This is a genomic window from Streptomyces sp. PCS3-D2 (genome assembly GCF_000612545.2).
Taxonomy (GTDB): domain Bacteria; phylum Actinomycetota; class Actinomycetes; order Streptomycetales; family Streptomycetaceae; genus Streptomyces.
The window spans coordinates 608,471-633,094 of the sequence record NZ_CP097800.1; the positions used below are offsets into that span (position 1 = coordinate 608,471).

The following is a 24,624-nucleotide window of genomic DNA, read 5'->3' on the forward strand; positions in this document are numbered from 1 at the left end:
CACCGCGCTTCCTGTACGAGAGCGACGCTAGAAGCCCGCGGCGCCGGCGCCCATGGGTCGAACGACAGCAGCGTCCTGCCGTTCGTCAGGGGTGTGCCCGGACTCGGGACTGAATCTGTGGAGCCCGCCCTTCGCACGGCTGTGCGTCGGCCGTAGGCTCGCCGCGTGGAAAAGACAACACCGGGCAGTCGGCCGGTCCGGGTCCTGGTGGCCGACGACGAGGCGATGGTCCGGGCGGGGGTGCTGGCCATCCTCGCCCGGGACGAGCACGTTGAGGTGGTCGCCGAGGCAAGCGACGGGCACGAGGCCCTCGCGCTCAGCCGCCTGCACCGGCCGGACGTGGTCTTGCTGGACATCCAGATGCCTGGCCTGGACGGGCTGACGGCAGCGGCGCGGCTCCACCGGGAGTCGACAGCGATCGGTGTGATCATGCTGACGACCTTCGGCCAGGACGAGTACGTCACCCGTGCCCTGGAAGAGGGCGCCGACGGCTTCCTGCTGAAGGCGGACGACCCGAGAGAACTCCTCAACGGGGTAAGGGCGGTGGGAGCCGGCGGGGCCTACCTGTCCCCGCGGGTCGCTGGCCGGGTCATCGCCGGGCTGCGCGCCCACCGGGCGGCGCACCCTCACCGCTCACTGGAGCGGCTCACCGAACGGGAGCGCGAGGTGCTCGCCGGACTCGGGACGGGACTGTCCAACGCGGAGATCGCGAGTCGGCTGCACCTCGTCGAGGGCACGGTGAAGGCACACGTCAGCGCGGTATTCGCGAAGCTGGGCGCACGCAACCGGGTGGAGGCGGCCATCTCCGCGTACGAGGCAGGCCTGGTCCCGTCGGGCCCCCGCTGGCCTGGGGCCGGCAACCCAGGTACAGAGTGATCGTGTCCCATCAAGCAACGTTGACCCTGTCGACGACGGCGCACAGGCGCCGTGTACGAGATGAAGCGGCTCGGCCGCGACGCAGCCGAACTCACTGCGCTGGCCGACCACCTGACCGCCCACGGGCCTGGTCTTGGAGATGCTGGCCGGCCCGCTGCCCGGCATACGACCCGTCCGGCCCGCGGCCGGATGCTGTTCGGGTTCTTCGCCGCGATGGCCGAGACCGAGCGGGAGAGCATCCGTGAAGCCACCCTCGAAGGGCTCGACGCCGCCTCCCGCAAGGGCAAGCACGGCGGCCGGCCCCCGTCATCACCGACGACATGCTGCACACCGTGCTGCGGCGCCGCGCGGCGGGCGAGTCCGTCGAGAAGATCCGGCCCGACCTGATCACCCCACTGGCAAGCGCAAGGGACAGAACCCCGGCCTGGCCAGCATCTACCGGGCGCTCGCCGAGCACGAGAAGCGCCAGGCGTACCCCGAAGCCGTCGGAGCGGCCCACGCCGACTTCGCTGCCCTCCATGCCGAAGGCGCCGACCGGTCGCTCTGAGCTACTGGTCACTTCGCCGGACCTTTGGGAGGACAGGGCACAGATCCCCGTGGGTTCAAGGAAACCGAAGGTCCTTCAGCCTGAACCCACGGGTCCACCGGTGTGCTTCAGGTCGGTGCATCCGTGGGTTCGGTTGGAACACGAGGACGCTGTGCGAGCCGAAGAGCTTCGGCCGTGACATCGGCATCGACCTGTGCTGGTGTTCTGTCGCCGTATTCGAGGATGTCGTACTCGTCGTCCAGCTCGGCGAGTCGTTCGGCCAGGGCCAGTTCGTGCCCGAAGCGCTGGTGGACCCGGAAGGCCAGCTCCCGTGGTGTCAGCTCGCCGGCCAGCATCCGGGCGGCGAGTGCTCGTGCGGCGGCTTCCTGTCCGGCAACACTGCCAACCTCGTAGAAGGTCAGGCCCAGTTCGTCGAGAGCCGGGGGAAGGAGGTCGGGGACGTCGTAGTCCGCCTCGGCGCGTGTGCAAGCGGCCAAGATCCTCAGGGCAGGAGTGTCGAGGCCAGCAACGAGTGCATCACAGGCAGCGGTGACGACGTCGGTTGCGCGGATCTCGCCCATGCTCCAGAGAACGGCGCGGTCCTGAAGCTCGCGGGCGGCTGATTCGGTCGACGGCATGGGGCCATGATCTCGTCATGGGGTTAAGCAGGTCGAGCGGGTTTCACTGCGATGCCTGCTCGGCAGATTCTCCCAGAAGCACGCGTGCTGAGTCCGCGTAGCGAATGGCGGTCTTCTCGTCGATGCCGAAAACGAGCGCGAGGTGGAGGGGGTCGGCGCCGTGGGTGAGGGCCTCTTCGAGCTGACGGTCAACGCGCAGCCGCTCCAGGGTGGCGGTGAGGTTGCGGGTGGCCCGGGTGGTCCAGAGCTTGCCGGCCGGGCCGAGTTCGACGGCGGTCTTCTGGGTGATCAGCAGGTGGGGGTTGGCCGTGTTCGGCCAGCGGCTGCGGCGGTGGTCGAGCCAGTCCAGGACAGCACGGCGGGTGAGGTCGTCGAGCGGGCGGACGTGGCCGCCGACGGTGATGCGTCGGTTGCCCAGGTCGATGTCTTCCAGCTGCATGGTGCGGATCATCTTCGGCCGTGCCGCGTGGATGGCGGCCAGGGCGACGATGAGCCGGAGGTCCGGGGTGGTGGCGGTGGCGATGGCCTCGTCGATGTCCGCCTGGACGAGGGCTTGGAGGACGCCGCCGGTCTGCCGGGGGACACGGATGCGGATCGTGGGGTTGCGGAAGATCTGGCCGTTCTTCTTCGCGTGCCGGAACAGTGACCGCAGGGCGACGATCCGGCTTTCACGCTGTTTGCCGGTGACAGCGTCCCGGGCCGAGATGATGTCCTCCCGGGTGACCTCTCGCAGGTGGTCGTAGCGGCTGGACCACTCCAGCAGCACCGGCTGGATTTCCCCCAGGTAGGCCCATGCGGTATGCCGGGAGCGGGGCTCAGACCGGGGGCCACCGTCGAGGAGAGTGCGAACCCAGGCTTCGACGGCGCGATGAATGCCCGGGGGCATCCCGTCGAGTTTCCGTTCCAGCCACTGGTCGACGGCTGGGGCCCGGTCGTCGGCGAACAGGCCGAGACGGTCGAGGACTTCGGCAGTCCGCACGACCGGAAGCCCACGGACTCGCAGGGCCGGGAAGAGCTCGGAGTACCGGATCGACTCGCCGTCGCGGAAGCCGGACATCACGATGACCAGGGCTCGGTTCACGTCGCTGGCGATCCAGCGGCTCCAGCCGCGGGACTCTCCCAGCGCCCGAGCGGCCTGCCGGGCCCGGACCAGCCAGGGGTTGGCCAGGTCGGCATGGAGTTCCCGGTCGAACCGGCGGAAGTCCCGAGTGGCAGTGAACAGCGTCAGTTGCGTCGACGTGGTGATCACGCAGTGTGGTTCGGGAACTGGGGGCGGCTTCAGCATGCGACGCCCGGCCTTGCCGACCCGCGGACCGCCGTTCTTGGGCCGCTGGAGGTTCGCGAAGAACAGCTGCTGGCAGGTCACCCGCCGCAGGTACGGCTCGATCACCGAAGCCCTGCCGCTGGCCTTGATCGCCCAGGTCGCCTGAGCCCGGCAGAGGCGGCAGTAGCCGTGCTTGTCATCGACCGGGACCTGCCGCCGGCAGCCGATGCACTCGCCGACGGCGTGCAGCTGGCCGTAGGTATAGCAGCCGCGGCAGAACCGGCCGGGCAGCTGCCCCCAGGCGAAACAGCCCGAGCAGGAAGCTGCCGGCTTGTTCTCGCTGATCTTCCCCATGGTGATGGTGACCAGGTCACATCGGCGGCAGAGAACGGCCGTCGCGGCGCTTGGGCACGACGGCCGGAGCCACCATCAAGCCGGTCGTGGCCTCCTGGACTCCAGCCTGCTGACCTGGGCGGCTGACCTTCCCGGGCTCGGGAATCAGCAGATCGCCGATCTCGCAGCCGAGCACGACACAGATCACGTCCAGGTCCTCCAGCTTGAGCGAGACCGGCTGGCCGGACCACAGACCGGACATCTTCCCGGCCGAGATCACCAAGCCGTGCTCGGCCAGGCTCCGCTGGAGCTCGGACGCCTTCCAGATCCCCTTGTTCGCGGCGGTCAGCCGCAGGTTCCACTTCATCCCATCAGTCCTTCCAGCCGCTTCGCGGCCCGCTGCTGCCCGGCCACCCAAGCGTCCTCGACCCGGGTCTGCTGGACGTGGATGTACCGCATCGTGGTGGCGATCCAGGAGTGTCCGAGGACCTCTTGGATCCCGAGCAGATCAAGCCCTCCGAGGTAAAGCTCGGACGCGCAGAAGTGCCGCAGAACGTGCGGCGTCAGCGTGTCGGCCCAGCGAGGCAGATGAGCTTCCGCCGCGGCGGCCAGACCGTTGCGCAACGCGTCGTCGCCGACGCGGCGCGAGGAACCGTCGGTGTTCTTGCGCTCGGACGGGAACAGCGGGGCCCCGGGCCGGGTGTGGTCGTCGTCGAACTGGCCCCACACGTCCTCGATGAACCACCGCAGCGTGCGGTCGGCACCGTTGATCAGCGGCACCATCCGCTCACGCGGGCCCGAGCCACGGGAGCCCTTGCCGTGGCGCACATGGAGCTTGCCGAAGCGGCCCAGCTCCCACTTGATGTCGGCCAGGTCGAGCTTGCATGCCTCGCTCACCCTGAGTCCGACCTGCGACATCAGCTTCGATGCGGTGTAGTTCCGCGCGGTCGGCGCGAACTTGCGACAGGTCGCCAGCTCGCCGCCCCAGCCGGTGAACAACGTCTTGATCTCCGGCTCGGTCGGCGGGATCCGCAAAGCCGCGTCCTTGGATCCCCGCGGCCGGTTCATCTCGTCGATCGGGCACTCGACGACCCGACCGGTCATCCGATGGATCTCGACCTTGTGCCGCAGCTCCAAGAACAAGAAGTAGGTGGTCAGCGCCTGCGCGCGAGCCAGCCGGGTGCCGCTCGGCGAGCCCCGCAGCACCTTCCCGAAGTACCCGTCGGCGTCGGCCGGATCCATATCCCACAGCGGCCGACCGAACCATGCCCGCATCTGGTCCAGGTGCCCGACATCCCCGCGGATGGTGCCGTCCGCAAGACCCGCCGAAGCCCGCGCCAAGACGAACCCGGCGAGCACGTCGGTCTCGAACTGCTCCAGCTCCTCCGCCGAGACCGGATCGCGGAACTCGCGCAGATCGCGTACGGCCGCCAGCCCCAACCCGAGCCTCCTCGCCTTCACCCCGAGCACAGATCGATCGGACGAAGTGAGAACGCTTCAAGAATCCCGAAGTTACGTCACCAGCTCGAAGAACACCCCAAGGAGACAGAACACCCTGGCCACGGGGGCAAGGACTCAACAGGGCTCAGAGGAACTCATGGGATGTCGCACATCAGGGAGATCGAACTGGGTGCCGTCCAGGGCGCGGAGCCGCAGACCAGTCGCGCAGGTAGGAGGCGACGCCGCTGCTCGGCCCGGCTGTGCTTGGCTATCGCCGCGTCGACCAGCTCGATGGTGAACACCTTCGTCAGAATCCCGATGCGCACCCGCTGCCCTGCCCTGCCCCCGTCACACCCGGGGCAGCATCCTCCGCGCCCCACAAGCAACTGCATGGGGCGGAGGCGGCCCTTGGCCCCGGACCCGGGTCGCGTCCTCCGGTGACCGCCGCCGGTGTGCCTGCGGTGTGCGGCCCGGGGGCCGGGCCGCGCGCCGGGTGGCGGTGTCGGCTCCGACCCCTGCCGTACGCGACGCCGGGACACGGTCGGGATCTTTGTGGCTTCTGCCAGTACGGAGGCGGGCCCGGGTCCGTAGAGACTTCCCCACACGGGCCGCGGCAGCGCGCACCCGGCATGGGGGGCGGCCGTGGAATGTCGCAACGGGGAGGACACCACCATGAGCGCACAGCAGCAGTACGACGAAATCGGCGAGGCCTACGAGGGGTTCAAGGCCCTGCCCCTGGAACAGTACGTGGTGATACCCAGCTTCCTGGGTCTGGTCGGTGAAGTCTCCGGAAAGTCGGTCATCGACCTGGCCTGCGGAACCGGCTTCTACAGCCGGGAGTTGAAGCGGCGCGGCGCCTCAGAGGTGCTCGGTGTCGACATCTCCGGTGAGATGATCGCCGTGGCACGGCAGTTGGAGGACGCCGATCCGCTCGGTGTGCGCTACCAGGTCGGCGACGTGGCCGAACTACCGCCCGTCGCAAGGCCCTTCGATGTCGCCCTGGCCGTCCAGCTGCTCAACTACGCGCCGGACATGGCCACCACGGAGCGCATGTGCCGCGCACTGCACCGCGCATTGAAGCCCGGCGGCGAGCTCTTCCTGCTCAACCAGTCGCCCGACTTCCGCTTCGACGGGCCCAGCCCGGAGCCCTACGGTTTCCGCAGCGAGCTCACGGGTGTGGAGGTGGAGACCGGGCCGCAGGTGCGGACCACGGCGCTGCTCGACCCGCCGGTCTCCTTCATCGCCAACCGCCCGCGCCGCGAGGTGTACGAGAAGTGCCTGCAGGCGGCCGGATTCAGCGAGCCGGCCTGGGTGCCGATGGCGGTGTCGGCGGCCGGTGAGCGCGCCTTCGGCGCGGAGTTCTGGGCGGACCACCACGCCAACCCGCCGCTGGAGATGCTGCACTGCCGGGCCTGACGGCGACGTGGCGGCGCGGCCCCGCCGCGGGGGGACGGGGCCGTGCCGCCACGTCGCCGCGCCGCCGGTTCAGTCCGCGCATCGCGCGGCGACCGTGCGGACGGCCGTGGGGTCGGCGGCGTCCGGGCGCCGCCGACCCCACGCCGTCACCGGCACGGCCTCGACGGCCGGCCTTCACACCGTGGCCGGCTCCTTTCGGACCTCCCGGACCTCCCGGGCCTCGCCGCCGCCGCCGCGCGACAGTCGGGCGTGCAGGACGGGACCGCCAAGGGTCACCGCGGCGAACAGGATCCCGGCGGTGATCAGCGCCGGGTCGGAGAACCACAGGCCGACCACCTGGTCGACGACCAGTGCCACCGCCACCAGGAGGACCTTCGCCGCCGCCAGGCCGAGGAAGAGGCGCCGGTCGAGCTGCGCCCTGCCGCTGCGGGCGAGGCGGCGGCCGACGAGACGGCCGACGACGCTGACGCAGAGCACCAGCACGAGGACGCGCAGCGCGTGCTCCCACGCGGGGGTGTCCCCGCCGAAGGCCCACACCACGCCCATGGCCGCGCCCGCGGCGGCGTAGGCGATCAATGCGCGTACGGACCCGGCCGTCGTGCGCCGTTCGCGGACAGGGCTGTGCCCGGCACACGCTCGGGCGCTGTAGACGGACATGTCTCGCCTTTCCTTACACAGATCACATATCTTGATGAACAACGCAAAACAACTTGCACTTCGAGTGTCATATGTTCGGGGGCGGCCGTCAAGCCCCTCCCTGCGTCCGCCGTCGTTTCTGCCCCGGTCAGTCCCCCTCGGCGGCGGCCTCGGCCTTGTCGGCCAGGTCCTCCAAGACCGCCTTCGGGTCGGCGTCCGGGGCGACGACACGGCCGATGTTGCGCTTGATGGTGTCGCTGACCGCCACCCACGACGGGTCGTCCACCGGGTAGAGGCGGGCCGTGCGCAGCGCGCTCAGGAAGTCCTCGTCCGTCGCGCTGAGGCCGCCGCCGGCCGGGGTGCGGGCGGCGGAGACGGTGGCCGGCAGCAGGTGGTAGCGACCCACGAAGTCCGACAGGTTCTTGTCCTGGTAGACGAACTCCAGGAAGCTGCCGATCTCCGCCCGCTTGTCGTTCTGTTTGAACGCCACCATCCAGTCCGCGACGCCCACCGTCGGCGGGGCCTCCTCGCTGCGCAGCGCGTCGGAGACCGGCATGGCGACGGTGCCGACACGGATGCCCTTCGCGGCCGCCTCGTGGGCGAGTGACGGATAGCCGTTGAGCATGCCGACCTCGCCCCGCAGGAAGGCCGCGAACGCGTCGGCGCGGTTCATCTCGGACGGGGCCGTGGGCCCGACGAGGCCGGGAGCGACCAGGTTGTCCCGGACCCACTGCCAGGTCTCGACGTTCTTGTCGGAGGCCAGGCTGTAGTTGCCGCTGCTGTCGGCGTAGCCGCCGCCGTTGCTGAGCTCCCAGATCAGCGCCTCGGCGTGGGCCTCCTCGGGCCCCAGCGGCAGGGCGTACGGGTACGTCACCCCCTTCTCCTTGAGCGCCTTGGCGGCGGCCTTGAGGTCGGACCAGGTCTTGGGGGCCCCCTTGACGCCGGCCTTGGCGAACAGCGCCTCGTTGTAGAAGAGGAGGCGGCTGCTCGCCACGAAGGGCAGGCCGTACAGGCGGTTGTCGAAGGTCCCCGCCTCGGCGAGGGGCGGCAGGAAGTTCGCCTCGGCTCCGACCGAAAGGAGTTCCTCGGCGGAGTAGAGCTTCCCCTGCGCGGCGAAGTCCGAGTAGGAGCCCATGAGCGCCACGTCCGGCGCCTTGCCGGCCTTGACCATGCGGGACACCTCGCGGTCGATGTCGGCCCAGGGCAGCAGCTGGACCTCGACCCTGAGGCCGGGGTGGGCGTCGGAGAACGCGCCGGTCACCTTGTCCCAATAGGCCTTGGAGCTGGTCGCCGGGGTGTCGCCGTACTCGGCGGCCACCAGGCGGAGCGTGCCGCCGCCGGCTGCCCCGCCGTCCGCGGCACCGCATCCGGAGAGTTGCGGCAGGAGGCCGAGTACGACCGCGGTGGCGGCCGGCCCGAAGATCTTTCGTCGCACGAGCGTATTCCCCTGGTGTCACTTGGATGTCGCCGCGCACGGCGCACACCCTTGCGGAGGGATGCCCTGCGGCCCGGTGGCCGGAATCATCTCCCGGGATGGGAGTGATTGATTCCGCCCTGACGGCAGGTGTGGCCGATGATCCAGTCACAGACGTGCCGAGTCGTCTGTTCCCACGAGAACCCGGCCGTACGGACGCGCGTAGAGCCGACCGGGGGCGACCGGGCCTGTTCGACGGCACGGCCAACGGACCGGTCCGGGGCGGCGGCTCGTCCGGGCGAGGCCCGGTGTTCACGGTGCCCGACGGCCTTCTCCGAGGGCATGCCGCGGCCCGGGGCTCTCCTGATGCGCGTCGGGCGGGTGGCCGCCGGCGAGCCGGGGCGACGCGCCCCGTCTCGTGGGCGGTGACGACGAACTGCCCCCGGCCCCGGGCGCCCCGTGTGCCGAGCAGCCCCCTGCGGCCGCGCCCGCCGAAGGGTTAAGGCGGGGTCAACGCAGTCTTAAGGATCTGCCGAGCGCGGTCCGCCGCGCGGCGTCCCGGACGGCCGGCACGGGCTCCGTACACGTCGGCCACCCCGAGCGGCAGGGCTCCCACCTGCGGCTTCGTGCGCGACCCGGAAGCCCGGGGGCGTCCCGGCGCGCCGTTCGCAGCAGCAGGGAAGCCTGTCCCCGCCGGTTTTGTAAGACGGCGACAAGAACCGGACCCGCCCGCGACCGGGGGCGTATGCAGGACACGGGGAGCCAGTGATCATCGGATCGAGGAGTGTCCATGTCCCGGAAGCGGACTATGAGTCCTACGAAGAAGCTCGTGCTTTCCGTCACCACGGGTGCCCTGGTGGCAGGCGGGGCGATCGTCACGATGGCGACGGGCAACGCGTCCGTTCCCGATGCCGTGTGCCAGGGCTCGACGGTGACCCTGTCGGGCGAGGCCGGTCCCCCGGCGGCCACCAGCGGCACCTTCCCCACCGGCACCAAACTCAAGGTCACCAACCTCGACAACGGCCAGGCCACGACCGTCACCGTCAACGGCCCCTCCGGCAGCTGCGTCCTGCTCAACAACGCCGCCTTCGACCAGGTCCGCGAACCCGGCAAGAACCTCATCCGACGCGCCCGCATCGAACGCGTCGGAGGCGGCAACGCTCCCGCCACGGAAGCCGGTCCGGCCGGGCCCGCCGCCGCGGCGACCGCTCCGGCGGGTGCGCAGGCAGGCGCGCCTGCCGCCGGTGACGTGGTCTGCCCGGGCTCGACGGTGACCCTGTCGGGCGAGGCCGGTCCCCCGGCGGCCACCAGCGGCACCTTCCCCACCGGCACCAAACTCAAGGTCACCAACCTCGACAACGGCCAGGCCACGACCGTCACCATCAACGGCCCCTCCGGCAGCTGCGTCCTGCTCAACAACGCCGCCTTCGACCAGGTCCGCGAACCCGGCAAGAACCTCATCCGACGCGCCCGCATCGAACGCGTCGGCTGACCTTCCGCAAGGCCCCGTTCGGGGCCGGTCGGTGCTCTGGCGGGACACGGCGCCCGCCGCGTCCCGCCAGAGCACCGCCCCCTGCCCTACCGAAAGGGCCCGCAGTACCACGGCCCGACGCCGCACCGGCCTCCGTACCGGCCCGGCGTGTCGGCGGGTGCCGTTAGGCTTCGTGGATGGCCCTTCCGGACACATCCCCCGACGCCTCCGCCGCTCTGCAGGTACTGCACCGCGTGTTCGGATACAGCTCCTTCCGCGGCGAACAGCAGGAGATCATCGAGCAGGTGATCGACGGTGGCGACGCGCTCGTGCTGATGCCGACGGGCGGCGGCAAGTCGCTCTGCTACCAGATCCCGGCGCTGGTCAGAGAGGGCACCGGCGTTGTGATCTCGCCGCTGATCGCGCTGATGCAGGACCAGGTGAACGCGCTGAACGCGCTCGGTGTACGGGCCGGCTTCCTCAACTCGACGCAGGATCCGTACGAGCGGCAGGCCGTCGAGCAGGCCTTCCTCGCCGACGAGCTGGACCTGCTGTACCTCGCCCCCGAGCGGCTGCGCACCGAGAGCGCCCAGCGGCTGCTCGACCGGGGCAGGGTGTCGGTCTTCGCCATCGACGAGGCGCACTGCGTCTCCCAGTGGGGCCACGACTTCCGGCCCGACTACCTCGCGCTGTCCATGCTGCACGAGCGCTGGCCGAAGGTGCCGCGGATCGCGCTGACCGCGACGGCCACGGAGGCCACCCACGCCGAGATCGTGGCGCGGCTGGGCATGGAGGACGCCCGGCACTTCGTCGCCAGCTTCGACCGGCCGAACATCCAGTACCGCGTCGTCGGCAAGAACAACCCGCTCAAGCAGCTGCTGGAGCTGATCCGGACCGAGCACGCCGGGGACGCCGGGGTCGTCTACTGCCTCTCCCGGGCGTCCGTGGAGAAGACCGCGGCCTCCCTGGTGGAGCAGGGCATCGACGCCGTGCCGTACCACGCCGGTATGGACGCCCGGGCCCGCGCGGCGAACCAGGCGCGGTTCCTGAGGGAGGAGGGGGTCGTGGTGGTGGCCACCATCGCCTTCGGCATGGGCATCGACAAGCCGGACGTCCGTTTCGTGGCCCACCTCGACCTCCCGAAGTCGGTCGAGGGCTACTACCAGGAGACGGGCCGTGCGGGCCGCGACGGCGAACCCGCCACCGCATGGCTGGCCTACGGCCTTCAGGACGTGGTCCAGCAGCGCAAGCTCATCGACGGTTCCGAGGGTGACGAGGCGCACCGCCGCTCCCTGGGCATGCACCTGGACGCCATGCTGGCGCTGTGCGAGACGGTCGAGTGCCGCCGCGTCAGGCTGCTGGCGTACTTCGGTCAGGCGGGGACGCCCTGCGGGAACTGCGACACCTGTCTGGCGCCGGCCGAGTCCTGGGACGGGACCGTCGCCGCGCAGAAGCTGCTGTCCACCGTGTGGCGGCTGGCGAAGGAGCGGCGGCAGAAGTTCGGCGCCGGCCAGATCATCGACATCCTGCAGGGCAAGAAGACTGCCAAGGTCATCCAGTTCGACCACGACGCCCTCTCGGTGTTCGGTGTGGGGGCGGACCTGGGCGCCGCGGAGTGGCGGGGCGTCGTGCGCCAGCTGCTGGCCCAGCGGCTGCTGGCAGTGGAGGGCGACTACGGCACGCTGGTGCTGACGGAGGACAGCGCGGAGGTGCTCGGGGGGCGCCGCAGCGTCCCGATGCGGAAGGAGAAGGCCCCCGCCGCGCCCTCCCGCAAGGCGTCGGGGTCGCGTACGGGGAAGGGCGCCCGTGTGCCGGTCGACCTGCCGGCCGCGGCCGAGCCGGTCTTCCTGGCCCTGCGCACCTGGCGGGCGGAGACGGCGAAGGAGCAGGGCGTCCCGGCGTACGTCGTCTTCCACGACGCGACGCTGCGGGAGATCGCGACGCTGCTGCCCGGCACGGTGGAGGAGCTGGGCACCGTCGGCGGCGTCGGCGAGGCCAAACTCGCCAAGTACGCCGAGGGCGTCCTGGACACTCTGGCGTCGTGTGACGCCGGTGCGCCCGGCCCCGCCTCCGCACGCCCGTCCGAGTCCGGCGCTCCGACTCGCCCAGGTCCGGCGCACCCGGCGTCCTCGGCGTCCTCGGCGTCCTCGGCGGCGGCCCGGTCCGCCGCACCGGAGGACGACGAACCCCCCTTCGACCTGGACGAGATGGATCCGCCGCCGTGGGACGAGGACGGGCGGTAGCCGCACGTCGGTGTCGACGGTGTCGGGGGTTGCCAGGGATCGACAAGGAGGAACAGGCGATCATCATTCCGGTGTCGCACACGTGCCAGCAGGGGGCGCCATGAGGTACGACCTGTCCGAGCGGCTGGTGATCGGGATCGCCTCCAGCGCCCTGTTCGACCTGTCCGACTGCGACGCGGTGTTCCGGGAGCAGGGCGAGGACGCGTACCGGGCCCACCAGGAGACCCATGTGGACGACGTCCTGGCCAAGGGCGTGGCCTTCCCCTTCGTCCGGCGCCTGTTGTCGCTGAACGACCTCGCCGATCCCGCGGATCCGCTGGTCGAGGTCATCATCCTGTCGCGCAACGACCCGGACAGCGGGCTGCGCGTCATGCGTTCGATCGCCGCGCACGGCCTGCCCATCAGCCGGGCCGTCTTTCGGCAGGGCCGGTCGGCACACCGGTTCATGCGCGCCCTCAACATGTCCCTGTTCCTGTCGGCCGACGGGGCCGACGTCCGGCAGGCGGTGGCGGAGGGGCTGCCCGCCGGGCACGTGCTGCAGACGGCGCGGGTCGACGACGAGAGCGACCGCGAACTCCGCATCGCCTTCGACTTCGACGGTGTGCTGGCGAGCGATTCCTCCGAGCGCATCTTCCAGAACGCCGGCATCGACGGCTTCCGTGCGCACGAGGTGCTCAACGCGGCCACCCCGCACGATCCGGGCCCCTTGAGCGAGTTCCTCGCGGGCATCAACCGCATCCAGCGCCGCGAGGAGGACAGGCGGCGCGAGGACCCCGCCTACCGGCTGCGGCTCCGGGTGTCCCTGGTCACCGCCCGGGACGCCCCCGCGCACGAGCGTGCCGTGCTGAGCCTGAAGAGGTGGGGGCTGCGGGTCAACGACGCGTTCTTCCTGGGCGGTATCGACAAGGCCGCCGTGATGAGCACCCTCGATCCGCACATCTTCTTCGACGACCAGGTCGCCCACCTGAACGGCACGGCACCGGCCACCCCCAGTGTGCACGTGCCGTTCGGCGTCGTGAACACCGCCGCACCGGCCCCCGCACCCCCGTCCGCCCCCGGGTGAGGAGCGCTCCCGGGCCGTCCCGGCACCGGCCGTAGGCGCGTGGCGAGGCCTGCCGGACGCCGGGGGCGTCAGGCGGCCCGTACCGCCGGCCGGGCGCGCGGGGTGAGGGCGGCGTACTTCAGGGGCGCGGACGGGTCGATCGACACGTCGAGGGGCGCCGGCTCGGCACCGGAGCGGACCAGAAGGGCGCCGACGGCGGCGATCATCGCGCCGTTGTCGGTGCACAGCGTCATGGGCGGGACCCGCAGCTCGATCCCCGCCGAGGCGCACCGCTTCTCCGCGAGGGCGCGGACGCGCGAGTTCGCCGCCACGCCCCCGACCACGATCAGCGTCCTGACGCCGTACGCGCGGCAGGCCGCGAGCGCCTTGCGGGTGAGCACGTCGGCCACGGCCTCCTGGAGGGCGGCCGCGCCGTCGGCGACGGGTACCGCCTCGCCGCTCCGGGTGTGCTGCTCGACCCAGCGGGCGGCGGCCGTCTTGAGACCGGAGAAGGAGAACGCGTACGGGTCGTCGGAGGGCCGGGTCAGCGGGCGCGGGAACGCCACGGCCTGCGGATCACCGTCCCGGGCGGCCCGGTCGATGGCGGGGCCGCCCGGATACGGCAGGCCCAGGATCCTGGCGACCTTGTCGAAGCACTCCCCGGCCGCGTCGTCGAGGGTGTCGCCGAGGTGGAGGATCGGCTCGCGCACGAGGTCCCGTACGAGCAGCAGCGAGGTGTGGCCGCCGGAGACGATCAGCACTACGCACGGCTCGGGCAGCGGGCCGTGCTCCAGGGTGTCGGCGGCGACGTGCCCGGCCAGGTGGTGGACTCCGTACAGCGGCACCCCGGCCGCGTAGGCCACGGCCTTCGCCCCGGCCAGCCCGACCTGGAGTGCCCCGGACAGCCCGGGGCCGGTGGTGACCGCGACGGCGTCGATCCCGCCGATCCGCAGCCCGGCCCGGTCGAGAGCTTCCCGGACCACCGGGTTGAAGGAGTGCAGGTGGGCACGGGCGGCGATCTCCGGCACCACGCCGCCGAAGCGGGCGTGCTCGTCCATGCTCGACGCCACCACGTGGGCCAGCAGTCTGCCGTCCTGCACGATGCCCGCCCCGGTCTCGTCGCACGACGACTCGATCCCCAGTACCACCGGTCCGGCCATGGCCCCACTCCTTATGCGATCGTTCAGTATCTGCAATATATGTGCAACAAGGGTGCAGGGGCGCCGCCCCTCCTGCCGCACGTCCGGACCGGTGCGCGGCCCTGTCGTCCACGGTGTCCGCCCGCCCTGCCGCCCCCGGTCATCGGCGGCCACGCCGCCCAGCCGTCGGTCGCCGGGCTGTCGGCAGACGCCGGCGGCCTCAGGAGATGAGCGAACGGCCGGTGGGTGCGAGGCGCAGGGTCCGAGGAGCGGACGCCTGTTCCCGCTCCAGCGCCGGCAGCACTTCCTCCCGTGCGACGCGATGTGCGCGCAGGGCGGCCAGGTGCCGCCGATGAGCGTCCTCACCGGGGTGGGAGCTGAGGACCACGACCGCGTTCTCCCCGGTGCGGACCGGCAGCCGGGAAAAGGTGTTGGGTGCCGTCTCGGTGGCGTACGCGGCGAGCGGCGCCGCTCCGGTGCCGCGGAGCAGCGGGAGGAGGCCCTCTCTGATCAGCCCGGCCCCGAAGCTCCGTCCGGGCGGGAAGGACCACACCGTCGCGGACACCAGGCGCTCGGGCGCCGGGGTCCCGGGGCGCGGCCGCTCGGCTGGGGCGGCATGAAAGCCGCTGCCCTCCGTCAGGGGGCGCAGGAGGAGGACGTCGTCGGAGTCGGTCATGGCGGCATTGGCCTCGGTACGGTGCCGCGCCCAGACGGGGCCGCCGTAGAAGGACGTGAGCGCGTCGTGCCGTGCCGCCATGTCGGGGAAGCCGCGCAGCCAGACGAAGCGGTCCGGGTCGTCGAGGTCGCGGAATTGGCCGAGGACGACCATCCCCTGCTCCTCCTGCGATTCGACCAGCTCCCGGTCGAAGAGATCGATGAGGCCGTCGCGGCGGCCGGGACGCAGCGTGTACTGGCGGAGCTCGATCACGGCGAGGTGGCGGGCCGGGTCGATGGGCGGCACGGCGAACTCTCCTTCTGCTCGGTCGGTGGCGGTGGCGGTGCGGTCCGGTGGGCGGCGTCGCCTTGCCCGGTGTCCGGCCGACGGTAGACCTCGGGCGTGCCAGGTGCTGTCAGGGTTTCCGGGGAGAATGAGCCCATGTCTGCCGGTCGCCTCCTGTCGGTCCTGCTGTTGCTGCAATCGCGCGGCCGCTTGTCCGCACGGGCGATCGCCGAGGAGTTGGGCGTGTCCGTGCGGACGGCCTACCGTGACGTGGAACGGCTGCAGGGCGCCGGGATACCGGTGTACGCGGAGCCCGGGCGCGCGGGCGGCTACCGGTTGCTCGACGGCTATCGCACCCGCCTGACCGGTATCAGCGAGGGTGAGGCGCGGGCGTTGCTCTTCGCCGGGCTGCCGGACGCGGCCGCCGATCTGGGGCTCGCGGAGGAGGTGTCGGCGGCGCGGCTGAAGCTGCTGGCCGCGCTGCCTGCGGGGCCGCGGGAGGAGGCGGCGCGGACGGCGGCGGTGTTCCATGTGGACGCCCCGGGCTGGTACCGGGAGCCCGAGCGGACCCCGTACCTGCCGCTGTTCGTCGACGCGACGCTCACCCGGCGGGTCATGCAGGTGCGCTACCGGCGCTGGCGCGCACCGCAGGAGGTCTCCCGCCGTCTGCACCCCTACGGCCTGGTCCTCAAGTCCGGCGTCTGGTACGTCGTGGCCGCCACGGAGGACGCAGCGGCGCCGTCCCCGACGACGGCGACCTACCGGGTCGCCCAGGTCCTCGACGCGACACTGGGCGACGAACGCTTCGACCGGCCGCGGGAGTTCGAGCTGGGCGCCTACTGGGCCTCCTACCTCGCGGACTTCCGGGCGCGCCGCTACACGGGGACGGCCACGATCCGGCTGTCCCCGCGGGGACGCCTGCGCCTGCCCGACAACGTCGCACCGGAGGTGGTGCGGGCGGTGGACGCCACCGCGACCGCCGTCGGCGGGGAGGGATGGGTGGAAGCGGTCGTACCGACGGAGAGCACCGCGCACGCGTGCGGCGAACTGCTCCGACTCGGCGCGGACGTGGAGGTCGTCGCACCGGCCGAACTGCGCCGGGCCATGACCGACACCGTGGGATCGCTCGCCCGGACGTACGGCCTCACCGGCCCGGCCTGACCTCCTCGGCACGGCCGGCCGCGCTGCGACCGGGGAGCGGTCGGCGCCGCTCCCCCGGAACGTATCGGCCGGGGCATCACCTCGGCACCGGCGTGACGCGGACGCTCTCGCGCACGGTCACCTGGTCGATGTCGGTGGTGCGCACCGTGATGTTCAGGATCCACTCACCGGGCATGGGGATCTGCAGGTCATAAGCAGCCCAGTACCCCTTCTGGTTCTTGAGCCGGGCGTCCAGGGGGCCGATCCCGAGGTCGTCCTGGGTGAGGGTGAGGCGGAGTTCCGGGACTGCGGCGAGACCGCCGTCGGCGGTGAAGACGACGGCTTCGACCGTGTTCTCGCCGACCTGACCAGGGGTCAGTGTGATCTGCACCGTGCCGCGGTGATGCGGCTTTCCCATGTCGAAGGGGACCGTGACCACCTTCACCCGCGGCTCCTCCGCGGAGGCCGCCGGGCTCCCCCCTTCGGCGGCTCGGCCGGGCTGGGTACCCGTGAGCAGCGTGGTGATCGCCAGGATCAGGACACCGAGTGCGGCCTCGACCGCGACCGTGCGGCGCAGGCCGCGCCGCTCGGTTCCGGCCTCCTGTGCGGGCGGTTCCGGTTCGTCGCCCCGCCGGTCCCGCTCCGGCGCGGCGGACGCGGGTCCGGGCCCCGTACCCGCCGGAGACGAGGTTGCGCCGACCGTGTGAGCGGCGGGAACCCGCTCGGGAAGGGCCGGGGTCGGCGTCCGCCCGGTCGCCGCCTCGCGGACCAGGCGGGCGGTCCAGCGGCGGGAGAAGGAGGCGACCCACAGCGTCAGGACCACGACAACCGTCTTCACGACCAGGGTCTTGCCGTACGAGGTGGTGGTCAGCGCCTCCCAGGACCCGACTTGCCGCCAGGACTGGTACGCCCCGGTGCCCACCAGGACGGCGACAGCAGTGCGAGCGAGCCGGGAGAAGCGGCCGATCCCGGCCGCCGGGATGGCCGGACCGCCGGGTGCCCGGCTGCGCAGGAGGAGCAGCAGCGTGAACAGACCGCCCAGCCACACCCCCATGGCCAGGAGGTGTACGACGGCGACCGGCATGGCCAACGCCACCTGGAGGCCGGTGGATGCGTGTTCCGCCGAGGCCCAGGTGAAGGCGAGGGCCACAGCCAGGAGCACACAGGCCAGGCGGAGCCGGGCGGAGGGACCGCGGGCCGGTGGCGCGTCGTCGAGGAGGCCGAGCCGCGAGGCCGACCGCTTCAGCAGCACCGCGGCGAGGACCAGGAGCGCGAGCCGTGCGACGAGCGCGCCGCCGGGCCTCCCGGAGACGGTGCGGGTCAGCTGGGCGGGGTCGAACACCGACGTCACCGCGTCGGCCGTCTCGTACGGGCCGCGCAGCAGCACCAGGGCCACCGTGGACGCCGCCAGAGCCGTCCACCCGATCACCAGCAGCCTGCGCACCGGACGGGCCGCGCCCGCCGCGGGCCTGCACACGAGGACGACCGCGGCAGTTCCGACGAGGAGGGCCATACCGCTGTAGGCGACGTAGCGGAAGATGCCGTACAGGCGGCCGACCGCCGTGCCGTCAGGCGATCCCGCCACCAGCACCGCCGACGTCTCGGACGGCTCTCCGAGAGAGAAGGTGAACGCGCCGGAGATCGGGTGGCCGTCGGCGGAGACGACCCTCCAGGCCACCGTGTAGGTGCCCCGGGGCAGGTCGTCGGACAGCTCCACCCGGGCGGTGTTCTCCTTGCGGTCCACATGCTGCGCCGGGCGGGGGTTCACCCGCTCGTTCCGCGGCGACAGCACCCGCAGCGAGTCTTCGACGAAGCCCACCGACTCCGTGAAGGTGAGCGTGACGTACCGGGGGTCCACGGTGAGGACGGCGCCGTCGCCGGGGTCGGATCCGCTCAGCCCGGCATGCGCGCAGGCCGGTCCGGCCCCGCCGAGGAGCAGCGCGCACAGGGCGGCGAGCAGCGCCAGGACGGTCGACGGCCTCCTTGCGGAAGATGATCCACTGGGCATGAAGGCACGGCCTCCGGAGCGACAGTCGCGGGTGGTGGCACCACCGGCGGGAGTCCGTTCGGTGGGGGGAGTTGTGGACGATAGTGCCGCTGCCGAAGGGGCCGGACGGATCTAGCAACTTCGGCTAAAGACAGCGCGGACGGCGCGCGCCGGGCCGCTCCCCCTTGTATGGCCCCTCCCCTGCGTGGCCGCCCCGGTAGCGGCCACGCAGCCGTGCTGTCGCCGGCCTCAGCAACCGCCGGAGGCGGCAGGCGCCGCGCCGACGCTCAGGGTGGCCGGGGTTCCGCAGCATCCACCGCCGGCCTCTTCCGTTGCTGCGGGCTCGTCGAAGAGACCCGCGCCGCCGCAGACCCCGGTCTCCGGGAGGGTGAGCTCGACGCGCTCCGCCGCCTCGCGATCCCCCGCGAGGTGCGCGGCGATGGAGCGGACCTGCTCGTAGCCGGTGAGGGCGAGGAAGGTGGGGGCGCGACCGTAGGACTTCATGCCGACCAGGTAGACGTCCTTCTCCGGGTGGGAGAGCTCGCCCACACCGTGGGGGTAGACGGTGCCGCAGGAGTGCTGGTTCGGGTCGATCAGCGGCGCGAGCTCGACCGGGGCCTGGAGGCGCTCGTCGAGACCGAGACGGAGCTCGTCCAGGAAGTCGAGGTCGGGGCGGAAGCCCGTGAGGACGATGACTTCGTCCACCGGTTCCAAACGGCGGCCGTCCTCCCCGACGAGAACCAGGCGGCCGTCCCCGTCTCGCTCGAAGGCGTCGGTGCGGAAGCCGGTGACCGCGTCGGCGTGGCCGCCGTCGACCGCGGCCTTCGCCGCCAGCCCGAGGGCGCCGCGGGCGGGCAGTTGGTCGGCCTCGCCACCGCCGAACGTGGAGCCGGAGATACCCCGGCGCAGGATCCACGTCGCGTGCGTGCCCCGGCCGTCGTCGGCCTCGGCGAGGGCGGCCAGGGAGGCGAGGGCGGTGAAGGCGGAGGCGCCGGAGCCGATGACCGCGGTGCGCTTCCCGGCGTAACGGGCACGGGCGGCGGGGTCCTTCAGGTCCGGGACGCGGTAGGTGATGCGGTCGGCGGCGGCCTTCTCGCCGAGGGCGGCCAGTCCGCTGCCGCCGGCGGGACTCGGGGTGGACCAGGTGCCGGAGGCGTCGATGACCGCGCGGGCGAGGAGGCGGTCTTCGTGGCCGTCGGCGTTCTCGTAGTGGACGACGAAGGGCTGGGCTTCACGGTCGGCGTCGACGATGCGGTCGCGGCCGGTGCGGGAGACACCCGTGACGCGGGCGCCGTAGCGGACCCGCTCGCCGAGCACGTCGGCGAGCGGTTGGAGGTAGCGCTCGGCCCAGTCACCGCCGGAGGGGTAGGAGTCCTCGGCGGGCTTGGTCCAGCCGGTCGGGGCGAGGAGCTTCTCCGCGGCCGGGTCGACGACCTCGCCCCAGCGGGAGAACAGCCGCACGTGGGCCCACTCGCGCACCGCGGCCCCGGCGACGGGGCCGGCCTCCAGGACGAGGGGGGTGATGTCGCGACCCAGGAGGTGGGCGGCGGCCGCGAGTCCGGCGGGGCCGGCTCCGATGACGACGACGGGCAGCTCGGTGGTGGTCTCGCTCATGGCAGATCTCCGGTCTTCGCGCAGGCGGACGGACGGATGGGCGTGAGTCGCGGGCGGTCAGCAGCAGCCGGTGCGACAGCAGGGCGCGAACCGGTCGGGAGCAGGAGTGACCGGATCGTTCATGACGACTCCCGGTTGTTTCGACGTTCGTCAATGGCTTGTGCGGTCAGCATGGCACCTGCATCGACAGACGTCAACATAGACATTTATCGAATCCACAGGCCGAGCCGACCCCCTCCACCCTTGGTTCGATGTGTGTCAACATAGATGTATGTCGAATGCGAAGGTTCTGCCGCTACTGGAGCCCGACGTCGTCGCAGCCTGCTGCCCGCCCCTGACCGAGCGCCCGATGTCGGCCGGGGAGGCCGAGGTCGCGGCGAGGATGTTCAAGGCCCTCGGCGACCCCGTGCGCCTGCGCCTGTTCTCCGCCGTCGCCTCCCACGAGGGCGGCGAGGCGTGCGTCTGCGACATCTCCGACGTCGGCGTCTCCCAACCCACCGTCTCCCATCACCTGAAGAAGCTGAAGGAGGCCGGCCTACTGTCCTCCGAGCGCAGGGGGACGTGGGTGTACTACCGGGTCGAGCCGTCGGTGCTCGCCGCCATGGGCGCACTGCTGACAGGCGCCGCGAAGACGGCATGACAACGGCGCGGCTCGGGCGGCCGCCGCCCGAGCGGGCCGAGCGGGCCGAGCGGGCCGAGCGGGCCGAGCAGCCGCCGATCACCGCCACTCCCGTACCCCGCGTCACTCCGGGGGCGCCGCGCCGTCCCCCGTGCCGCGCAGGAAGATGACCGCCACCAGAGCCAGGCCCACCACGGCGCCGACGAGCTGCACGGCGACGAAGCCGGGCACCGAGGCCGGGGCGATGCCCGCGAACGTGTCGGTGAAGGCACGCCCGATGGTGACGGCCGGATTGGCGAAGGAGGTGGAGGAGGTGAACCAGTAGGCGGCGCCGATGTACGAGGCGACCGCGACGGGAGCGAAGCGCAGCCGGTCCGTGCGCGCCAGACCGAAGATCAGCAGGATCAGACCGGCCGTGGCGACGACCTCACCGAGCAGGAGGTTCCCGGCGGAGCGGTCCTGGGTGGACCATTTGACCAGCGGTTCCCCGAACATCGCGTCCGCGAGGATCGCGCCCGCGATGGCCCCCGCGACCTGCGAGGGCAGGTAGACGGCCAGCTCGCGGGCGTTGACGCCGGCGCCGCCACGACGGGCGGTCCACCACTCGGCCAGCGTCACGGCGGGATTGAAGTGGGCTCCGGAGACCGGGCCGAGGAGTGCGATCAGGACGCCGAGCCCGAACACCGTCGCGGTGGAGTTGGCCAGCAGCTGCAGGCCCACGTCCTGGGTGAGTCGCGCGGCCTGGATGCCCGAGCCGACGACGACCGCGACGAGGGCCGCGGTGCCGACCAGCTCGGCGGCCGCGCGGGAGATCAGCGGGGTGCGGGGCGGGGTCGCTCCGGGGGCGGGCCGGGGCGGGTCGGCAGGTATCGAGGTGCCGACGGGCTGGGTCGCGGTCAAGACGGTGTCTCCTCGGGCAATTGAGGCGGGGCGCGAAAGCTACGGGCAGGACCGCTTGACGTTCGCCTCTGCGGTCGCTCGCGCGGTCCGGGCGAGGTCGGCGAACCGGCCGGCGAGGGCTTCGATGACTTCCGGGCGCAGGCGGTAGTAGATGTACCGCCCGCACGGCTCCGTCTCGACGACCCCTGCTTCCCGCAGCACCCTCATGTGGTTGGAGAGGTTGGTCTGCTTGGCGCCCGTCTCCTCCACCAGGTGGGTGGTGCAGAGCGTCTCACGTGCGAGCAGGGTCACGATCCGGAGCCTGAGCGGGTCGGCCAGAACCCGGATCAGATCAGTGTCGACTGACGTCATCATGGGCTGATACTGTCACATCAGCCGAGGCTGACACCAGCCTGAACTGACCCTGCCGGCCCCTTGAACGGGCTCACGCGCCCGGCCCGGCCGACACCTGGGCCGGGGCCGCCGACGCCGTCGACACCCGGATCGCCGAGGGGCTCGACCGGCCCGCGCGCCGAGACCCCACAGCTCCGCAGTTCCGCAGCCCGACGGCTCCCCACCGCGGTCGCCTCACCCGAAGGAAGAACAGATGCCCTCCGCTCCTGCCGCCTCCGTCCTGTTCGTGTGCATCCACAACGCCGGCCGCTCCCAGATGGCGGCCGGGTTCCTGCGCCACCTCGCGGGCGACCGCGTCGAGGTCCGCTCGGCCGGCTCCATGCCCGGCGAGCAGATCAACCCCTCCGCCGTCGCCGCCATGGCCGAGCTGGGCATCGACATCTCCGACCAGAAGCCGAAGGTCCTCACCCCCGAGGCCGCCCAGGCCTCCGACTACATCATCACCATGGGCTGCGGGGACGCCTGCCCGTACTTTCCCGGCAAGACCTACCTCGACTGGCAGCTCGAGGACCCCGCCGGACAGGGAGTCGAGGCCGTACGCCCCATCCGGGACGCGATCAAGGGCCTCATCGAGGGTCTGATCAGCGAGATCGACGCCACGTCGAAGGCCTGAGGCGCCCCGCCCGCGGCCACCGGCTCCGGGGCACCCTCCAGCGCGCGAGACGGAGCCGGCTCGGGGCCACTCGGACCCCCGTCGTGGGCCACAGGGCCCTGCTCAGGCATGCGCTCGGGTGCTGAGATGGGGACAGGGTCCCATCCGGCCTCCACGCCCCACGGGGCGAGCGGCGGCACCCGCGACCGAACGCTGTGAAGGAGCTGGTCATGCCTGCATCGCGCTACACCGTCAGCGACGTCATGACGCACACCGCCGTGGCCATCGGCCGGGAGGCGTCCTACAAGGAGATCGTCGAGCTGATGCACGAATGGAAGGTGAGTGCGGTCCCCGTCCTGGAGGGGGAGGGCCGGGTCGTCGGAGTCGTCTCGGAGGCCGACCTGCTGCCCAAGGAGGAGTTCCGCCGTGCGGAACCCCTCCTGCCGGACCAGCTCGACGAAGCCGCCAAAGCCGGCGCCGTCCTCGCCGAGGACCTGATGTCGAGCCCGGCGGTCACCGTGCACCCGGGCGCCACCACCGCCGAAGCGGCGCGCATCATGGCCCGCAAGCACGTCAAGCGCCTGCCCGTGGTGAACGACGTGGGCATGCTGGAGGGTGTCGTCAGCCGCAGCGACCTGCTGAAGGTGTTCCTGCGACCGGACGAGGAACTGGAGGAGGAGATCCGCCGGGCCGTATTGGACGAGCTCGCGCCGGGTGTACCCCTGCGCTTCTCCGTGCTGGAGGGTGTCGTCACACTCCGGGGACCGCTCCACGACCGCGCCCTGATTCCCCTGCTGGCCCACGCCGTCCGCGCGGTCGAGGGCGTCGTCGACGTCCGCATGGAAGTCGACGGTGCGGTCTCGGCCGTCGCCTGACCGGCGCGGACACCGCCCTCGCCGGCGCTCCGGCCCGCCGTCGACCGCATGGGATCCAGGGGAAGGAGCCGGATGATGAAGGTGTCCGCATGCATGTCGGCGCCCGCCGTGTCCGTCGAGGTCGCGACGACGATCGGGGAGGCGGCCCGTCGCATGGACCTCCACGGCGTCGGCTGCCTGGTCGTGACGGAGGGAGGCGCGCTGCGCGGCATCGTCACCGACCGTGACATCGCCGTGCGCGCCGTGGCCGGAGGGCTCGACCGCGACGCCCCGGTGGGCGCGGTCATGACCACCCCGGCCGTCACCGTCGACGCCGCCCAGGACATCCACGCGGCGTACCGGGCGCTCCGCACCCGTGGCGTCCGGCGCCTGCCCGTCCTGGACGGGCATCGGGTCGTGGGCATGCTGACCGTGGACGACCTGCTGATGGACGTCTTCCGCAGGGTCGCCGACCTGCTCGGCCCGGTCGCCTGGAGCGTCCTCGAGGAACCCCCCGGCCCCCAGGACGAGATCGGCCCGCGCGGGCGGACGGGCGAAGAGGAGCGGACGGGCGAAGAGGATCCGCCGGCTTCCCGTGCCCGTGCGTCCTGAGCATGCGGTGCACCGCCGTCGGCCGCGGCCCCGACGGCATCGGCGGCGGTGACGGCGGCGGCCGGCCTCGCCGCCCGCGCGGCTACTCGGCGGGCACCTCCGGCCGGACGATGGTGACCGGGCAGGGAGCGTGCTGTGCCACCTGCTGGCTGACCGAGCCGAGCAGGGCCCGCCGGAATCCGCCGTGGCCTCGGCTGCCCACGACCAGCATGTCGGCGCCTTCTGCCTGGTCCACCAGAACCTCGGCGGGGTTGCCGCGCACCAGGCGCTCGTGCACCTGGGTGGCGCCGCCCTCGCCGAGGACCGTCCGGACCTCCTCGACCAGACGCCGTTCGGCCTCCTCCTCGTCGAAGTCTGCGTCCACCGCGGGGGCGGACCACGAGCCGGCACCGGGCAGGTCCCAGGCGGTGACCGCGTCCACTCTCCCGCCCACCAGGCCTGCGTACCGGACCGCCCAGCGCAGCGCGGCCTGGGACGAAGGCGATCCGTCGACACCCACTACGACGCGCGGAGCCTCAAGCTGGCTGTCCATCCC

General features: G+C 72.0%; 25 protein-coding genes. 11 read left to right on the plus strand and 14 right to left on the minus strand.

The window, feature by feature from the left end; all coding sequences use genetic code 11:
* The first annotated feature begins 165 nt into the window (after nt 1-165).
* Together AW27_RS02440 and AW27_RS02445 are read left to right on the plus strand one after the other, a co-directional pair.
* The gene (locus AW27_RS02440; RefSeq protein WP_037916937.1) at nt 166-876 is read left to right on the plus strand and encodes a response regulator; all 711 of its coding nucleotides are present in this window, start codon (nt 166-168) and stop codon (nt 874-876) included.
* Between the two features lie 60 nt (nt 877-936).
* Nucleotides 937-1,263, plus strand: coding sequence for a recombinase family protein (locus AW27_RS02445; RefSeq protein ID WP_236647518.1), 327 nt, complete (start codon nt 937-939; stop codon nt 1,261-1,263).
* Between the two features lie 267 nt (nt 1,264-1,530).
* Here AW27_RS02445 and AW27_RS02450 read toward each other — a convergent pair whose 3' ends face one another.
* The 5 genes from AW27_RS02450 to AW27_RS02470 form a co-directional block, all read right to left on the minus strand.
* A complete protein-coding gene (locus AW27_RS02450) occupies nt 1,531-2,040 on the minus strand; it encodes a hypothetical protein (RefSeq protein WP_052030111.1) in 510 nt (169 codons plus the stop codon).
* A 43-nt stretch (nt 2,041-2,083) separates the two neighbouring features.
* Nucleotides 2,084-3,658: a site-specific integrase gene (locus tag AW27_RS02455; protein ID WP_052030110.1), complete on the minus strand. Its 1,575-nt coding sequence runs from the start codon at nt 3,656-3,658 to the stop codon at nt 2,084-2,086.
* A gap of 16 nt (nt 3,659-3,674) precedes the next feature.
* Nucleotides 3,675-4,004, minus strand: a complete 330-nt coding sequence (locus AW27_RS02460) for a helix-turn-helix domain-containing protein (protein WP_037916934.1) — start codon at nt 4,002-4,004, stop codon at nt 3,675-3,677.
* Nucleotides 4,001-5,107 (minus strand): tyrosine-type recombinase/integrase, encoded by a 1,107-nt coding sequence (locus tag AW27_RS02465; protein WP_236647475.1) that lies wholly within the window; start codon nt 5,105-5,107, stop codon nt 4,001-4,003. The genes AW27_RS02460 and AW27_RS02465 overlap by 4 nt, the downstream gene beginning before the upstream one ends.
* A gap of 125 nt (nt 5,108-5,232) precedes the next feature.
* Nucleotides 5,233-5,403, minus strand: a complete 171-nt coding sequence (locus AW27_RS02470; RefSeq protein ID WP_157840176.1) for a transposase domain-containing protein — start codon at nt 5,401-5,403, stop codon at nt 5,233-5,235.
* A gap of 346 nt (nt 5,404-5,749) precedes the next feature.
* Between AW27_RS02470 and AW27_RS02475 the strand changes: the two genes are divergently transcribed.
* Entirely contained in the window at nt 5,750-6,493 is a 744-nt protein-coding gene (locus AW27_RS02475; protein ID WP_037916930.1) for a class I SAM-dependent methyltransferase, read from the plus strand.
* Between the two features lie 174 nt (nt 6,494-6,667).
* Here AW27_RS02475 and AW27_RS02480 read toward each other — a convergent pair whose 3' ends face one another.
* Nucleotides 6,668-7,150: a hypothetical protein gene (locus AW27_RS02480; protein ID WP_037916927.1), complete on the minus strand. Its 483-nt coding sequence runs from the start codon at nt 7,148-7,150 to the stop codon at nt 6,668-6,670.
* A gap of 127 nt (nt 7,151-7,277) precedes the next feature.
* The gene (locus tag AW27_RS02485) at nt 7,278-8,564 is read right to left on the minus strand and encodes an extracellular solute-binding protein (protein ID WP_052030109.1); all 1,287 of its coding nucleotides are present in this window, start codon (nt 8,562-8,564) and stop codon (nt 7,278-7,280) included.
* Between the two features lie 763 nt (nt 8,565-9,327).
* Between AW27_RS02485 and AW27_RS02490 the strand changes: the two genes are divergently transcribed.
* The 3 genes from AW27_RS02490 (at nt 9,328) to AW27_RS02500 (ending at nt 13,320) form a co-directional block, all read left to right on the plus strand.
* Nucleotides 9,328-10,035: an RlpA-like double-psi beta-barrel domain-containing protein gene (locus tag AW27_RS02490; protein WP_483316531.1), complete on the plus strand. Its 708-nt coding sequence runs from the start codon at nt 9,328-9,330 to the stop codon at nt 10,033-10,035.
* A gap of 176 nt (nt 10,036-10,211) precedes the next feature.
* Entirely contained in the window at nt 10,212-12,257 is a 2,046-nt protein-coding gene (recQ, locus tag AW27_RS02495) for a DNA helicase RecQ (RefSeq protein ID WP_037916921.1), read from the plus strand.
* 100 nt (nt 12,258-12,357) lie between these two features.
* Nucleotides 12,358-13,320 (plus strand): 5'-nucleotidase, encoded by a 963-nt coding sequence (locus AW27_RS02500; protein WP_037916918.1) that lies wholly within the window; start codon nt 12,358-12,360, stop codon nt 13,318-13,320.
* A gap of 68 nt (nt 13,321-13,388) precedes the next feature.
* Here AW27_RS02500 and tsaD read toward each other — a convergent pair whose 3' ends face one another.
* Nucleotides 13,389-14,459: a tRNA (adenosine(37)-N6)-threonylcarbamoyltransferase complex transferase subunit TsaD gene (tsaD, locus tag AW27_RS02505; RefSeq protein ID WP_037916915.1), complete on the minus strand. Its 1,071-nt coding sequence runs from the start codon at nt 14,457-14,459 to the stop codon at nt 13,389-13,391.
* 199 nt (nt 14,460-14,658) lie between these two features.
* Nucleotides 14,659-15,399: an NIPSNAP family protein gene (locus AW27_RS02510; RefSeq protein WP_037916912.1), complete on the minus strand. Its 741-nt coding sequence runs from the start codon at nt 15,397-15,399 to the stop codon at nt 14,659-14,661.
* Between the two features lie 135 nt (nt 15,400-15,534).
* On the opposite strand from AW27_RS02510, the gene AW27_RS02515 reads away from it, so the two are divergent.
* Nucleotides 15,535-16,539, plus strand: coding sequence for a helix-turn-helix transcriptional regulator (locus AW27_RS02515; RefSeq protein WP_037916910.1), 1,005 nt, complete (start codon nt 15,535-15,537; stop codon nt 16,537-16,539).
* Nucleotides 16,540-16,615: 76 nt separating this feature from the next.
* Here AW27_RS02515 and AW27_RS02520 read toward each other — a convergent pair whose 3' ends face one another.
* Both AW27_RS02520 and AW27_RS02525 read right to left on the minus strand, forming a co-directional pair.
* Complete coding sequence (locus AW27_RS02520) at nt 16,616-18,526, minus strand: copper resistance CopC/CopD family protein (RefSeq protein WP_078555905.1); 1,911 nt, start codon at nt 18,524-18,526, stop codon at nt 16,616-16,618.
* A gap of 228 nt (nt 18,527-18,754) precedes the next feature.
* Nucleotides 18,755-20,119: an NAD(P)-binding domain-containing protein gene (locus tag AW27_RS02525; protein ID WP_037916907.1), complete on the minus strand. Its 1,365-nt coding sequence runs from the start codon at nt 20,117-20,119 to the stop codon at nt 18,755-18,757.
* A 271-nt stretch (nt 20,120-20,390) separates the two neighbouring features.
* Between AW27_RS02525 and AW27_RS02530 the strand changes: the two genes are divergently transcribed.
* Nucleotides 20,391-20,759 (plus strand): ArsR/SmtB family transcription factor, encoded by a 369-nt coding sequence (locus AW27_RS02530; RefSeq protein ID WP_037916904.1) that lies wholly within the window; start codon nt 20,391-20,393, stop codon nt 20,757-20,759.
* Between the two features lie 102 nt (nt 20,760-20,861).
* Here AW27_RS02530 and AW27_RS02535 read toward each other — a convergent pair whose 3' ends face one another.
* On the minus strand, nt 20,862-21,638 hold the full coding sequence (locus AW27_RS02535) for an aquaporin (RefSeq protein WP_037916901.1): 777 nt from the start codon (nt 21,636-21,638) through the stop codon (nt 20,862-20,864).
* A 39-nt stretch (nt 21,639-21,677) separates the two neighbouring features.
* Nucleotides 21,678-21,992, minus strand: a complete 315-nt coding sequence (locus AW27_RS02540; RefSeq protein WP_037916898.1) for an ArsR/SmtB family transcription factor — start codon at nt 21,990-21,992, stop codon at nt 21,678-21,680.
* A gap of 232 nt (nt 21,993-22,224) precedes the next feature.
* On the opposite strand from AW27_RS02540, the gene AW27_RS02545 reads away from it, so the two are divergent.
* The 3 genes from AW27_RS02545 to AW27_RS02555 all read left to right on the plus strand — a co-directional run bounded on the left by AW27_RS02545 (nt 22,225) and on the right by AW27_RS02555 (nt 24,089).
* Nucleotides 22,225-22,644, plus strand: coding sequence for an arsenate reductase ArsC (locus AW27_RS02545; RefSeq protein WP_037916895.1), 420 nt, complete (start codon nt 22,225-22,227; stop codon nt 22,642-22,644).
* 209 nt (nt 22,645-22,853) lie between these two features.
* Complete coding sequence (locus AW27_RS02550) at nt 22,854-23,498, plus strand: CBS domain-containing protein (protein WP_037916892.1); 645 nt, start codon at nt 22,854-22,856, stop codon at nt 23,496-23,498.
* Between the two features lie 75 nt (nt 23,499-23,573).
* Nucleotides 23,574-24,089, plus strand: a complete 516-nt coding sequence (locus AW27_RS02555; protein WP_078556032.1) for a CBS domain-containing protein — start codon at nt 23,574-23,576, stop codon at nt 24,087-24,089.
* A gap of 82 nt (nt 24,090-24,171) precedes the next feature.
* Here the strand turns inward: AW27_RS02555 and AW27_RS02560 are convergent, their stop codons facing one another.
* Nucleotides 24,172-24,621: a universal stress protein gene (locus AW27_RS02560; RefSeq protein ID WP_037916889.1), complete on the minus strand. Its 450-nt coding sequence runs from the start codon at nt 24,619-24,621 to the stop codon at nt 24,172-24,174.
* Nucleotides 24,622-24,624 lie beyond the last annotated feature (3 nt).

Excerpts from the sequence above, each read along its gene's own strand:
- AW27_RS02500 (WP_037916918.1), top strand. The coding sequence starts at position 12,358 with ATGAGGTACGACCTGTCCGAGCGGCTGGTGATCGGGATCGCCTCCAGC.
- AW27_RS02445 (WP_236647518.1), top strand. The coding sequence starts at position 937 with ATGAAGCGGCTCGGCCGCGACGCAGCCGAACTCACTGCGCTGGCCGAC.
- AW27_RS02555 (WP_078556032.1), top strand. The coding sequence starts at position 23,574 with ATGAAGGTGTCCGCATGCATGTCGGCGCCCGCCGTGTCCGTCGAGGTC.
- AW27_RS02530 (WP_037916904.1), top strand. The coding sequence starts at position 20,391 with ATGTCGAATGCGAAGGTTCTGCCGCTACTGGAGCCCGACGTCGTCGCA.
- AW27_RS02460 (WP_037916934.1), bottom strand. The coding sequence starts at position 4,004 with ATGAAGTGGAACCTGCGGCTGACCGCCGCGAACAAGGGGATCTGGAAG.
- tsaD (WP_037916915.1), bottom strand. The coding sequence starts at position 14,459 with ATGGCCGGACCGGTGGTACTGGGGATCGAGTCGTCGTGCGACGAGACC.
- recQ (WP_037916921.1), top strand. The coding sequence starts at position 10,212 with ATGGCCCTTCCGGACACATCCCCCGACGCCTCCGCCGCTCTGCAGGTA.
- AW27_RS02475 (WP_037916930.1), top strand. The coding sequence starts at position 5,750 with ATGAGCGCACAGCAGCAGTACGACGAAATCGGCGAGGCCTACGAGGGG.
- AW27_RS02540 (WP_037916898.1), bottom strand. The coding sequence starts at position 21,992 with ATGATGACGTCAGTCGACACTGATCTGATCCGGGTTCTGGCCGACCCG.
- AW27_RS02550 (WP_037916892.1), top strand. The coding sequence starts at position 22,854 with ATGCCTGCATCGCGCTACACCGTCAGCGACGTCATGACGCACACCGCC.
- AW27_RS02520 (WP_078555905.1), bottom strand. The coding sequence starts at position 18,526 with ATGCCCAGTGGATCATCTTCCGCAAGGAGGCCGTCGACCGTCCTGGCG.
- AW27_RS02525 (WP_037916907.1), bottom strand. The coding sequence starts at position 20,119 with ATGAGCGAGACCACCACCGAGCTGCCCGTCGTCGTCATCGGAGCCGGC.
- AW27_RS02450 (WP_052030111.1), bottom strand. The coding sequence starts at position 2,040 with ATGCCGTCGACCGAATCAGCCGCCCGCGAGCTTCAGGACCGCGCCGTT.
- AW27_RS02455 (WP_052030110.1), bottom strand. The coding sequence starts at position 3,658 with ATGGGGAAGATCAGCGAGAACAAGCCGGCAGCTTCCTGCTCGGGCTGT.
- AW27_RS02480 (WP_037916927.1), bottom strand. The coding sequence starts at position 7,150 with ATGTCCGTCTACAGCGCCCGAGCGTGTGCCGGGCACAGCCCTGTCCGC.
- AW27_RS02560 (WP_037916889.1), bottom strand. The coding sequence starts at position 24,621 with ATGGACAGCCAGCTTGAGGCTCCGCGCGTCGTAGTGGGTGTCGACGGA.
- AW27_RS02515 (WP_037916910.1), top strand. The coding sequence starts at position 15,535 with ATGTCTGCCGGTCGCCTCCTGTCGGTCCTGCTGTTGCTGCAATCGCGC.
- AW27_RS02545 (WP_037916895.1), top strand. The coding sequence starts at position 22,225 with ATGCCCTCCGCTCCTGCCGCCTCCGTCCTGTTCGTGTGCATCCACAAC.